Raw genomic sequence first — 12826 nt, forward strand, 5'->3', positions numbered from 1 at the left:
ACCGAACGATCGGGCCATCAAAGCAACGACACCGGGTTGACGTCCACCGCAATGCGCTCGGACTTGTTCAGCAGGCCTCGCGCCCGTACCGAGGCGAGAACTCGCTGCAGCGGAGTGGCCGCCGGGCTCTGCAATACGATCTGGTGTCGGAAGTAACCGGCGATTCGCCCGACCGCGCAAGGCATCGGCCCCTTGATCTGCACGTTGGTTCCCGCGGCAGCGATCGCCAGTTCGCCGGCCAGTTCCTCGGCGGTCTGCTGCACCTTGTCGGCCTCCTCGTCCCGCAGCACGATCCGCGCCATTCTTGCGAACGGCGGCAGGCCCACTTCCTTTCGGCTGATCAGTTCCCGCTCGGCAAATCCCACATAATCCTGCTTGATCGCAGCCTGGATCGTCGGATCGTCGGGCAGAAACGTTTGCAGAATGACACGACCGGGCAGATCGCCGCGTCCTGCCCGGCCGGCGACCTGGGTGATGAGCTGGAAGGTCCGCTCGGCGGCGCGGAAATCGGGCAGAGCCAGCGCCGTGTCGCCGCTGATCACGCCGACGAGCGTGACGTTCGGATAGTCGAGCCCCTTGGCGATCATCTGGGTGCCGAGCATCACCTGGATCTCTTTGCGGCCGAACTTGCCCAGTAGTTCTTCATAGTCTTTTGCCGAGCGCATGGTGTCGCTGTCCACGCGGGCGAACTTGATGTCGGGGAACTTCCGCTGCATCTCTTCTTCCACCCGCTGCGTACCAAGCCCGAACAGGCTCAGCAGCTTGCCGCATTCAGGGCACTGCGTGGGTAGCGTGTTGACCGCCAGGCAGTAGTGGCAGTGCAACTGCCCGGCGTGTGCCGACGCCATTATCTTCGCGCTCAGCGTGTGTTCACCCGTCGAGCGGTGATACGTCATCGTCTTGTCGCAGTACTTGCAGGTGACGACGTGCTGGCAACTGGGGCAGTGCACATAGTTCGAGTACCCGCGCCGGTTCAGCAGCAGGATCGCCTGGTGCCCCTGGGCGACCGTGTTCGTCAGCATGTACTCCAGCCGCTGGCTGAACAGGTTCACGCCGCGACGCATCCTCATTTCCTGCTTCATGTCGATGACCTCGACGTGAGGAAGCGAAAGTCCGCGAACCCGGCGCGGGAGGGAGAGGAGGTGGTAGTTCGAAGACGAAGAATCACCACGGAGGCACGGAGGCACGGAGGGCAACTCGACGGATGACGACTTTGCCCCTGCGGCGACTCGGCTCTGATCAATCTGTTTTAGATCGTGGCGTTGCGAATGGTCGGCGGAATTACGGGTTGCCCTCCGTGCCTCCGTGCCTCCGTGGTGATTCTCCGCATTCCCGGCCGTCGCTTCACGCCGGACGCGCTCATACATCTCCAATGAAGGCGTCGCGCTTCCGAGCAGGATCGGCACCTTTTCGAGTTGCGCCCGTTTTACCGCGACGTCGCGGCCGTGGTACCGGGGCAACTGGTCCTGCTTGTAGCTCGATTCGTGCTCCTCATCGACGACGATCATCCCCAGGTTCGGCACCGGAGCGAAAATCGCCGACCGCGCTCCCACGATGACCTGCGCCTGGCCGGTGGCGATCTGCTGCCAGTACTTGTGCCGCGTTCCGGCGCTCAGGCCGCTGTGGAGGATGGCGACCTTGCCGAACCGCGCGACAAACCGTCGGGCCGTCTGCGGCGTCAGTGCTATTTCGGGAACGAGCACGATCGCCTGACGACCCTGCGCCAATACCCGCTCGATGCATTGCAGGTAGACCTCCGTCTTGCCGCTGCCGGTGACGCCCATCAGCAGGTTCACCGAAAACCCGGCCGAAGGGGACGGCTGTGTAGACCCGTCCACCCCCGCCGGTGGCGACAGCCTGGGGAGTATGTCATCGAAGACCTTCTGCTGGTCCTCGTTGAGCGCGATAGATACTTCCGTCGCCGGCACCACAAGCGTGTCGGCAGTCATTCCCGGCAGATCGACCTCGGCTTTAAGCGAAATCCAACCCAGACCGGCAAGCTTGCGGACGGTGTTGGGCTTAACGCCCGCTTCCTTGGCCAACCGAAGGAGTTCGACCGAATGTCCCGGCTCCAGTTGCAGCAGCCTTGCCAGCACGGCCCGGCGTTTGGGTGCCTTGGCCTTCTCCAAAAACGCCTGCACTTCTTCACGCGGCTTGGCCAGTTGAACGAACGTGATGTACCCCACCCCGGTCCGCTTCTTGACCGCCGAGGGGATAATGCATTCCAGCACCAAGCCCAGCGGGGCGATGTAATACCGGCTCATCCAGCAGGCCAATTCCATCAGCGTGGGCGGGATGAGCACACGTTTGTCATCGATCCCCAGCAGCGGCTTGATCTTGGACGGGTCGCGATAGTCGGTCGTCGGCTTGATCGCGGTGACGTAGCCGAAATTGGGTTTGTTTCCGCGTCCCAGCGGTACGCGGACGCGCTGGCCCACGACCACGCTGCCGACGAGCGTTTTCGGGATCGCATAGTCGAGGGCGCGGTCGACACTCTTTTCGATCGCAACTGCCGCGAAAGGGCCCTCCGCGGCTGTAGGCAGAGCCCGTGCCGGAAGTTGTGCCGGCTGATCGAAGACGCCGAAGAGATTGGGAGTGTCGGAGGTCGATCCATCCATGTGTCACCGGCAGTCCTAACATTATACGCACTTGCCAGGCGGTTTTCACGACGGCGGTCCGCCGAGCAACCATTTCGTCCAGGCGGCCATTCGCCGACATCTGTCTGCTTGGACCGAATCTCTGTTTCGGTTACCGTCGAGATGTTCGCATTCCGAGTCGACGGACGGTACCCACGCTTATGCCCCCAGCCCCATCAGATGCTCCTGCCGAGACGGTTTCTGCACCGACCGCCGAAACTACGTCTCCACCGGCAACCGATGCGCCCCCGCAGCAGCGGACCGCAACCCAGTGGGTGATGTTCGCCTGCATCGCGGCGGCGTTTGGCGTCTTCTGGTGGGCCGGCGACTTGTTGTCCATCCCGCGATACCGCGGCTTCAATGCCAGCCTGCTGCGCCAGCCAGGCGGGTCGGCAGTGCTATCGATTATCGCGGCGGTTGTACTGATGTTTGCCGTCGCGTTCGTGGTGGGAATCGTCGCACGGCGGTTCTGGCTGCTCGCCGGTCCACTTGCAGCGCTGGCGGGGCTCAGTGCGTGGTCATTCCGAGGCGGTGCGGGTTACCACGCGTTCCTGGCTTCATCAACGTCGAGCAACGGCACCGGCGTGTTCTTCATCCTCGCGATCGAGTGCCTGATCTATGGCGTTGCGCTCGCTGGTATCTGGTTGATGGTCTACCGCCTGTTCCGATCGCCGGAGGCGAATTCCGAACGGCCCTACTCCCTGAAACCCACCGGCGAAGCGATTCAAGTCGTGCTGACGCAGGCCGCGTTTACCATCCTCGGTGTCATCCTGTTGGTTCCCACGTCGGACAAAGGACAGGCGTTTTTCGGCGTACTGACTGCGTCCATGCTCGCGGCGGGTCTCACCCGCTACTTCCATGACAGCCGATCGCCCAACCAATGGATCTGGGCGGCCCCGATTCTGGTGGGGTTCCTCGGGTTCGTCGTGAACGGGTTCGGCGACGGCGCTCAGCTTGCCATCGAGACCGGCCGCCTGACCGGCACCTTCGCCGCCCTCGCTCGCCCGCTCCCCCTGGACTACGCCACGGCGGGCGTCGTGGGATCACTCATCGGGTTGGCAATGACAACGCACGACTGGGAAGTCGTTACCTGGGGTTATGCAGCACACGCCTGGCAGAAGTCCAAGAGGCAACCGCCCGCCCAAAGCCCTGGGGTCTAACCTGAATGTTTCAAGACGCAGTGGGCGGACTCCAGGTGCCGCTGTGATCGCACATCTGGTGTGATCGTACGTCCGCCGCTACTGATCCAGCCGCCAGAACGGTGCCGGCTTGCCTACCAGATTCGCCTTGGCGAACGCATTGCTTGGAGCGACATCGCCGCCTCCGGGAATCTCGGCCGTCTTGATCGAGATGGCGTGACCGTCAAACATCAGGAGGTTCGTTGTCGTCTTGTTGTTGTGCCGAGCACTCACACGATTGGGGTAAGACTGCACGTTGACGGCGCCGACGCCGTCGAACAGGAACACGACGTCCGACGCGTTGCGGATCTGGTTGCGCTTGCGGCCGTACGGGAAAAGGGTGCTCGGAACACGACACATGGGGATCCCGGCATCGTTTCCGCTCGTCCCATTGGGGGCGTACCACGACCAGACCGCCAAGCCCGGATTGCCCCAGGCGGACACACAAACTTCGGCCGCGTCCGCCTGCCCGTCCTTGCGACTGGTGTTGTAGGCATTGCTGGCGATGTCCATCGTGCCGGCCGGGCACTTGAGTGCGGTGTCCTGTGCCAGGGGCGATGTCGAACTTCGGTAGTCCGGGTAGCTCAGATCGCCATAGTGAACCATCAGCGAAGCCCATGATTCATATCGAACGGTGCCGGCGGCATTGGCGATATCGCATGGCAGCAAAGCGTTCTTGTTCGAATTGCTGTACATCATCGCGCAGTTCCCCAACTGCTGCAGATTCGCGAGGCACTTGATCGTCTGCGCCTGTTGACGAGCGGCGGCCAGCGATGGGAGCAGAATGGAGATCAGCAGCGCAATGATTCCGATGACCACGAGCAACTCGACCAATGTAAAACCAGAACGGCGGGTGGAAGGGTTGGCAGACACCGAAGCCTCCAGAGAATTGCGGCCTGTCAGAATCCGTCGTCCCCACCCCGCAAAATGGCCCGGACCGACGAACCCGTCGGTGAAACAGCTCCGGGATTGCCATTCTCCATCGAGCGGAACTGCTGTCCCGTCGGCTGGTAAAATCACGCCTGGATGTGACCGGCTTGTCCCATTGTACCCGAGCGTAGACTTTCAGACCCCGGCGAAAAACTCGGGAAGCTCAATAAATGGCGAACGGGCAAGCCACCACAGGTGGCAAACATGTGTAAGCAAACGGCGGCGCAACCGTTCAGATGGACGACCCAAATATGCCTCGCCGCCTACACGTGGATCGCTCGCTTATCGACTGCCATTGCGGCTTCCTTGACGGCTTCGCTGAGCGTCGGGTGGGCGTGGAAGGATCGCGCCAGGTCTTCGCTGCTCGCCGCTAGTTCCATGGCCACCACGCATTCGGCGATCATGTCGCTGGCGTGCCCGGCGAGGATCTGCACGCCGACAATGCGGTCGGTCTTGGCGTCGGCGACGATCTTCACCCAGCCGTCGGCATCGTCGATGGACTTGGCCCGGCCGTTGGCAGTCATGGGGAATTTGCCGACGTTCACTTCCATTCCCGCCTTCTTCGCCTCGGCTTCGGTCAGGCCGACCTGTGCCAGCTCCGGGTGCGTATAGACGACGCCGGGCACCGTCTTGTAGTTGACGTGACCGGCTTTGCCGACCATCAGCTCGGCGGCGGCGACGCCTTCCTCTTCGGCCTTGTGGGCGAGCATCAGCCCGCCGATGACGTCGCCGATGGCGTAGATGCCATCAACATTCGTCTTGTAGTGGGCGTCCACCTTCACGAAGCCGCGCTGGTCGAGCTCAACACCGACCGCATCCAGTCCCAGCCCGGCGACGATCGGCTTACGGCCGGTGCAGACGAGGCACTTGTCAGCGATCTCGGTCTCGATCTTGTCGCCGACCTTGTAGGTGACGTGTACTTTGTCGCCTTTGATCTCGGCCTTCTGTGCGCCGGCGCCGAACTTGAACTTCAGTCCCTGCTTTTCGAGCAAAACCTGCAGCCGGCCGGCAAGTTCCTGGTCCATCAGCGGCAGGATGCCGGGGGTGAACTCGAGGACGACCACTTCGGAGCCGAGCCGGGCCCAGACCGAGCCCATTTCGACGCCGATGTACCCGCCGCCGACCACGATGAGCTTCTTGGGCACTTCTTTGAAGTCGAGCGCTTCGGTCGATGTCACGACGAACTTGCCGTCGAACGGCAGGCCCGGAAGCTCGGTCGGGATAGATCCCGTCGCGATCAGGATCTTTTTGGTCTTGAGCGTCGTGGTCTTGCCGTCGGCGGCTTTGACCTCAACCGTGTCCTTCGCGGCGATGCGGCCGGTGCCGGTGTACGGGTCAACCTTGTTCTTCTTAAACAGGTAGGTGATGCCGCCCGTCATGCCTTTGACGACCTGATCCTTGCGCGCCAGCAGCTTCGGCAGGTCGAGTGACAGGTTGCCGATGTTGATGCCGTGCCCGGCGAGCTTGGTCTTGGCTTCGTAGTAGCGGTTGGACGAGTCGAGCATCGCCTTGGAAGGGATGCAGCCGACGTTCAGGCAGGTGCCGCCCCACCAGCCCTTGTCGACGCAGGCGACCTTCATGCCGAGCTGCGCGGCGCGGATCGCGGCAACGTATCCGCCGGGGCCGGCACCGATGACGACGAGATCGTAACTGTTGGAAGCGACGGGATCGGAGGCTTGGGTCATAGGACGCGGAATTGTAGGGATCGGAGGCTTCGAGGGGTAGGTCATCACGCCGGCACGAACAGGATAGGCGTTAGGGCCTGCAACTCGATGCGTCAATCTTCTGCATCGTCTCTTGTAACGGTATACTGCTCACACGCCAATTCCCATCGAAAGGACCCGTCGCCATGCTTCGTCTCCCCCGGCTACCCACGTTGCTGTTGTCGGCTCTTGCCCTGACACATCTCGCGACCGCGGTCTTTGCCGACGGACCGGCGTTGCCACAGTGGGCTGACAACCAGGTGCGAGCCCGCCTGACGGTGGAGGGTGATAAGCTCAAGGCCGACAGCAAAACGACGGAGGCGAAGGATCTTGCGGCGCAGCTGACGCGACGCGACGCCGATGTTCGCCTGGCCAAACCTTCGACCGGCGTGCTTCCGGGTGACAAGCTTTATGACGCCGCCGCCAGGTCCACCGTGGTCTTCTCGAGCCTCTACAAGTGCAACAAGTGCGAGCACACGCACGCCAACGCCGCCAGCGGTGTGATCATTTCTGCCGACGGCATCGTCGCGACGAACTACCACGTGATGGCCAACAAGGAGGCGTTCGCGTTTGTCGCAATGACATACGACGGCAAGGTGTATCCGGTGGTTGAAGTGCTGGCGGCCGATGCGGTGCGCGACGTGGCGCTGGTGAAACTCGGCGGTGCCAGGGACCTTCCCGCCGCCCCGGTCCGCGCCGGCAGCACCCCGCTGACGGACGTCGTCGTGATGAGCCATCCCGACGGGCGGTTCTTCAGCATCACCAAGGGTGTTGTGTCGCGCTATTTCCGCCGCGGCAAGGACGGCAACGGCCCGGTCTTCATGCAGATCACGGCGGACTACGCCAAGGGCAGCAGCGGCGGCCCGGTCCTGAACACCGCCGGCGAAGTGGTCGGCCTGGTATCAAGCACGAACAGCGTCTACTACAACCAGGGGAAAGACGGCGAACTTCAGAACCTGCAGATGGTGTTCAAAGATTGCGTGCCGGCGGACGCGATTCTGGGGTTGGTGAAGAACGCGCCGGCGGCCAAGTAGCCTTCGTATCGCGGACCGCAACTGTTTGGCAGGTCAACAACTCAGTAGGCAGACCAGAAGCGGAGCTGACAGGGCCGACAAGGGGGATTCCTCCATGACCGAATCCATTGAAACGCTACCGCGGAAGGGCTCGGGGTGGCGACGCGCTACCAAGGTCGTCATCATTGGGTCAACATTGCTCATCCTGCTTGTATCGATTGCCAGCAACTACGTCCTCTTCCGCCAGTTTGATCGCACCTATCGCGAGCTCTCCGCGACGCAGCTCGATCCGCTCGGGCTCGTCACCGCGAATTTTCCCCCTGATGTCCCATCCGATGCCGCCGCGAAGAAGCTGCCGGCCGTCATGTTCCTGGGCGATTCCCGGGCGCGACAGTGGCCTGTCCCTACTGTGCCGGGCTGTCGGTTCGTCAACCGCGGCATCGGCGGGCAGACGACCGAGCAGGTGAAGGGACGCTTTGACCTTCTGGCCAGTGACGAAGCGCCCGATGTGCTGGTGATTCAAGCCGGCATCAATGACCTGAAGGCGATCCCCCTCTTCCCGCACCGGCGCGACAAGATCGTCGCCGACTGCAAGGCCAACCTTCGGCACATCGTCGATCAAAGCATGGCCGGGAAAAGCGTCGTGGTCCTGACGACCATCTTCCCGACCGGAGATGTGACGTTGGACCGCCGGTGGGTTTGGTCGCCGGAAATCGAGCGGGCGATCATTGAGGTCAACGGCGAGCTGCGCAGGTGGGTGGCGGACAGGCACTGGCCGGCCGATCGGGTGGTTCTCCTGGATTCGTGGTCGCTGTTGCAGACGAACGGCAAATTGCGCGAAGGCTTTGGCAAGGACACCCTGCACCTCAGCCCACAGGGCTACGAAGCGCTAAACGGGGAGCTTGCAGCCGTCGTGAGGTCCGCACTGCGGACCAGAGCGGCAAGCAATGCGGGACCGTCTTCGCGACCGTAAGGCCAAAAGTCCGCAAGGCAGACCTTCAAGAAGCGGCGGTAATATCTTTCACCACTCGAACGTTCCATAGCCGCCATGCTCAACCGCCGCACCCTTCTCGCGTTACTTCTTTTGCTCGCTGGTTGCCCTGTCTGGGCTGCCGACAAGCCTGCCAGACCCAACATCCTGTTTATCGCGATCGACGACCAGAACGACTGGGTCGGTTGCCTGAAGGGGCATCCGCAGGCGAAGACGCCGAACCTCGACGCCGTCGCGGCACGGGGAACCAATTTCGCGAACGCACACTGCCAGGCGCCGCTGTGTAACCCGTCGCGGACGAGCCTGATGTTCGGCTTGCGACCGAGCACGACCGGCGTCCACGGGCTGTTGCCAGGACCGCGTGCGGTGGCGGCGACCAAGGACCGCGTCTCGCTTCCGCAGGCGCTCATGGCCGGCGGGTACTGGACCTACTCCTGCGGCAAGATCTACCACGACGGCGCGATGCGCAAGGCACCCAAGGACAAGAACGCGCCGGAGTTTGACGAAGTGGGCCCCGCGCCGGCCATGCCCAAGCCGAAGGAGAAGATCGTCAAGGCTGGTGCCGGCAATCATCCGCTCATGGATTGGGGCGTCTTCCCCGACGACGACAAGGAGCAGGCGGATTGGAAGATCGCCGACGCAGCAATCGATGCGCTCAAGCGTACGCCGAAGGAGAAGCCGTTCTTCGTCGCCTGCGGATTTCGGCTTCCACACGTTCCCTGTTTCGCGTCGCAGAAGTGGTTTGACATGTACCCTGAGGCGTCGCTCCAGATGCCGCCGGTGTTGGCGAACGACCGGGCCGATGTGCCGGCGTTCGCATGGTATCTGCACTGGTCGCTTCCCGAGCCGCGGCTGAGCGCGCTGGTTAAGGCCGGCGAGTGGAAATCACTCGTCCGCGCGTACCTCGCATGCACAACGTTCATGGACAGCCAGATCGGGCGGGTCGTCGACACGCTGAAGGAGACCGGCCAACTCGACAACACGATCATTGTCATCTGGGGCGATCACGGCTGGCATCTGGGGGAGAAGGGGATTACCGGCAAGAACACATTGTGGGAGCGTAGTACGCGTGTGCCCCTTGTGTTCGCCGGACCGGGAATCACCGCCGGTCAAACCTGCAAGCGGCCGGCGGAATTACTGGACATCTATCCGACGCTGGTCGAGCTGACTGGCGTGAAGAAGGTCGACGGCCTGGAAGGCGTGAGCCTTGTGCCGCAATTGAAGGACGCGTCGGCGACGCGGGATCGCCCGGCGATCACCACGCACAATCAGGGAAACCACACGGTTCGTAGCGAGCATTACCGCTACATCCGCTATGCCGACGGGTCGGAAGAACTCTACGACATGCAGAACGACCCGAACGAGTGGAAGAACCTGGCGAAAGACCCCCGGCTATCGACAGTGGTTGAAGATCATCGCAAGTGGCTGCCGAAGGTCGATGTTCCCGCCGCCCCCGGTAGCGCCAGCCGTGTGCTGACCAAGGGGGAAAACGGAGAGTGGATCTGGGAGGGGAAAGTGATCAATCCGAAGGCGTTGGAGGAGTAGAGGTCGCGTGGAGGACAGACATACTTGTCCGTCCTCCAATGTTTTTCCGCTGAGTTGAGAACATTTCGAAGGAGGAACCATGTACCGCTTCATCCCCGTCATAGCCCTGCTGCTCATCCCTTCCCTGCTTCACGCCGAAACGCCGCCGGCGAAGAAGCCCAATGTATTGCTGATCGTCTCTGATGACCTGGGTGCGCGCCTCGGCTGCTATGGCGATCCGCTGATGAAGTCGCCGAACCTCGACAAGCTCGCCGCCCGCGGCGTGCGGTTTGCCAATGCGTATTGCCAATTCCCGCTTTGCAACCCGAGCCGTGCATCGTTCCTGACTGGCCTCCGCCCCGACACACTGAAGGTCTACGAGAACGCCACCCAGTTCCGGAAAAACATTCCCGACGCACAGAGTGTCGGCCAGACGTTTCAGAAGGCCGGTTACGATGTCGCCCGCGTAGGCAAGCTCTATCACTACGGTGTTCCGGCACAGATCGGCACCGATGGTCTCGACGACGAACCGACCTGGAACCGTCGGTTCAATCCCGCCGGCAGGGATGTGAAGGAGGACAAGGACAAGGTCCTTCGCACCGAATACGACCCCATGGAGAAAAAGACCATCGTCAAAGACAAGAACGAGCTAAACCAGACTGGCGGCACGTTGAGTTGGCTGGCGTCGGAAGGCAGCGACGGAGAACACACCGATGGCAAGATCGCCGACAAAGCAATCGAGTTGCTTGCCGCCGCGGGGGATAAGCCATTCTTCCTCGCGATCGGCTTCTTCCGGCCGCACACGCCTTATGTCGCCCCGAAGGTTCCCTACTTCGGCTTCTATCCGCAGGACAAGGTGCCGGTATGGGTCGAGCCCGCGGGCTGGCGCGATACCGTGCCAAAGATCGCGCTGAACCTGAAGCCCGATCAGGAACACATGACCGAGGCCCAAAAGCGTGAAGCGGTGCAGGCGTACTATGCGTCCACCAGCTTCATGGATGCCCAGGCGGGCCGGGTGCTCGACAAGCTGGACGAGTTGAAGTTGACGGATAACACGATCGTCGTGTTCATCAGTGATCACGGCTATCAGCTCGGCGAGCATGCTCAATGGCAGAAGATGTGCCTCTTTGAGCTGTCCGCGCGGGTACCGATGATCATCGCCGCACCCGGCGGCGCGAAAGGTGCCGTATCGACGCGTCCGGTCGAGCTGGTCGATTTACATGCGACTCTGGCGGACTTGGCGGGTGTTGCTGCGCCCAAGACCGACGGCACCAGCCTTAGGCCGCTTGTAAAAGACCCCGCCGCGGCATGGGACAAGCCCGCCATCACCCAGGTGACACGCGGCGGTGGCGCGGGCCGCAACAATGCCAAGGCCGAAAGCAAGCGAGTCATGGGGTACTCGGTTCGAACCGAGCAATACCGATACACGCAATGGGGTGCGTCCGGTGCGGAGCTCTACGACCATGCTGCGGACCCGGCCGAGATGAAGAATCTCGCCGCCGACCCAAAGTACGCAGCCGTCGTGGCAAAGCTGAAAGCTTTGTTGCCGCCGACGAATTAGCTCAGGGTTACGCCGTGCCGATCGGCATGTTCCTCCTTCCGCGAGAACTCGCCAAATCAAGACAGCCTGCACATTTGATGTGCAGGCTGTCGTTTTCGGTGCCTGGCGTTCCTCTCGCAGGCACTTTGCCGGCCGTCGGACACTCCGTTCGGTCAAATCCAATTCTAAACACTGATCACGATTACGGCGATTCCAAACCGTTGGAGTGGTGTCCGCAGGTTGATGCTGGCATGTCCTCGGACGTGGCACGAGCGTTGCTAATTCTTGATCGTAGTTTGGGGCTAGGCTCTGTCTAATGGACCCAGAATCCTCAAGTATTTCAGCATGATTCCGAGTTTTACGAAGCCAAGGAAGCTTAGTCCGAGCTTTTCGTACCGGGTGGCCAGTCTCCGGCACTCTTTCAACCAGCCCACGGCCTGCTCGATGCGGGATCGTTTCCGGTAGGTTTTCTTGTCGAAACGTTCGCCTATGGGGCGTTTCTGGTTGCTCTTTCGCGGGATGACCGGCTCGATGCCGCAGTCTTTGAGGAACTCGCGAGTTGATTCGTAGCTGTATCCCTTGTCGCCTGCCAGTTGATCGGGCCAGCCGATCCGACGAGGTCTGCGGACACTGTGGATCAGGTTGTGGAGTTGCGTCGATTCGTGCGTCTGACCGGCCGTGAGGGTGGCTCCGAGGATAAGGCCCTTGCCGTCAGTAACCAGGTGGAGTTTCGATCCCCATCCGCCGCGGCTGCGGCCCAAATGGTGGTCGTCGGGTTCGAGGGTGTCGAGCGGGTGCTTTTTTTTGCGAGCACCGGCCGCGGCCCGGCCGGCGCGGATGTTCGTGCCGTCGACCAGCCACAGGTCCCAGTCGATCTTGCCGGCCTTGTCCAGTCGGATCTGAAGGGCCTTGAGGATCTTGTCGAAGGTGCCGTCGCGACGCCAGCGGTTGAAGCGTTGGTTGACCGTTCCGAACTTGCCGTAGCGTTCGGGCAGGTCACGCCAAGGAGCGCCCGAGCGGAGAATCCAGAGCATGCCGTTGAGGACGGTGCGATGATTGAGCCACTTGCCGCCGCGAGCCTGCCTGGGAAACAGGTCCTTGAGAAGGGCCCATTGATCGTCCGTGATTTCGTAGCGAGCCATCAGAACCTCCGTGTGGAGGCAGCATGGCATGCAATAATAGAAAGCGCAATTCCTAACGAGCGCCGAACTTGGCATCCATTAGACAGAGCCTAGGTGCCGCAACAGAACCCTCACCTCGGCCTCATTGGGACTACACCGCGACAGGTCAGGATGCATAGATGGTTCATCG

The 12826-nt window shown here is 61.9% G+C and carries 9 protein-coding genes; 5 read left to right on the forward strand and 4 right to left on the reverse strand.

All coding sequences use genetic code 11. The annotated features are described in order from the left end of the window. Positions 1-17 precede the first annotated feature (17 nt). Positions 18-2618: a replication restart helicase PriA gene (gene priA / locus IPV69_RS05350; RefSeq protein ID WP_206293885.1), complete on the reverse strand. Its 2601-nt coding sequence runs from the start codon at positions 2616-2618 to the stop codon at positions 18-20. A 179-nt stretch (positions 2619-2797) separates the two neighbouring features. Between priA and IPV69_RS05355 the strand changes: the two genes are divergently transcribed. Continuing rightward, positions 2798-3796 (forward strand): hypothetical protein, encoded by a 999-nt coding sequence (locus tag IPV69_RS05355; protein WP_206293886.1) that lies wholly within the window; start codon positions 2798-2800, stop codon positions 3794-3796. 78 nt (positions 3797-3874) lie between these two features. Here the strand turns inward: IPV69_RS05355 and IPV69_RS05360 are convergent, their stop codons facing one another. Both IPV69_RS05360 and lpdA read right to left on the reverse strand, forming a co-directional pair. Continuing rightward, a complete protein-coding gene (locus IPV69_RS05360; RefSeq protein ID WP_206293887.1) occupies positions 3875-4687 on the reverse strand; it encodes a type II secretion system protein in 813 nt (270 codons plus the stop codon). A 320-nt stretch (positions 4688-5007) separates the two neighbouring features. Next, positions 5008-6429 carry a dihydrolipoyl dehydrogenase gene (gene lpdA, locus IPV69_RS05365; protein ID WP_206293888.1) on the reverse strand — a complete coding sequence of 474 codons (1422 nt, stop codon included), beginning with the start codon at positions 6427-6429 and terminating at the stop codon, positions 5008-5010. Positions 6430-6593: 164 nt separating this feature from the next. Between lpdA and IPV69_RS05370 the strand changes: the two genes are divergently transcribed. The 4 genes from IPV69_RS05370 to IPV69_RS05385 all read left to right on the forward strand — a co-directional run bounded on the left by IPV69_RS05370 (position 6594) and on the right by IPV69_RS05385 (position 11536). Continuing rightward, the gene (locus IPV69_RS05370) at positions 6594-7481 is read left to right on the forward strand and encodes a S1 family peptidase (protein ID WP_206293889.1); all 888 of its coding nucleotides are present in this window, start codon (positions 6594-6596) and stop codon (positions 7479-7481) included. Positions 7482-7575: 94 nt separating this feature from the next. Beyond that, the gene (locus IPV69_RS05375) at positions 7576-8433 is read left to right on the forward strand and encodes an SGNH/GDSL hydrolase family protein (RefSeq protein WP_206293890.1); all 858 of its coding nucleotides are present in this window, start codon (positions 7576-7578) and stop codon (positions 8431-8433) included. A 75-nt stretch (positions 8434-8508) separates the two neighbouring features. Then, complete coding sequence (locus IPV69_RS05380; protein ID WP_206293891.1) at positions 8509-9996, forward strand: sulfatase; 1488 nt, start codon at positions 8509-8511, stop codon at positions 9994-9996. A 79-nt stretch (positions 9997-10075) separates the two neighbouring features. After that, the gene (locus tag IPV69_RS05385; RefSeq protein WP_206293892.1) at positions 10076-11536 is read left to right on the forward strand and encodes a sulfatase; all 1461 of its coding nucleotides are present in this window, start codon (positions 10076-10078) and stop codon (positions 11534-11536) included. Between the two features lie 281 nt (positions 11537-11817). Here the strand turns inward: IPV69_RS05385 and IPV69_RS05390 are convergent, their stop codons facing one another. Next, positions 11818-12660 carry an IS5 family transposase gene (locus IPV69_RS05390; RefSeq protein WP_206295638.1) on the reverse strand — a complete coding sequence of 281 codons (843 nt, stop codon included), beginning with the start codon at positions 12658-12660 and terminating at the stop codon, positions 11818-11820. Positions 12661-12826: the final 166 nt, after the last annotated feature.

Source organism: Humisphaera borealis, from assembly GCF_015169395.1.
Lineage (GTDB): Bacteria > Planctomycetota > Phycisphaerae > Tepidisphaerales > Tepidisphaeraceae > Humisphaera > Humisphaera borealis.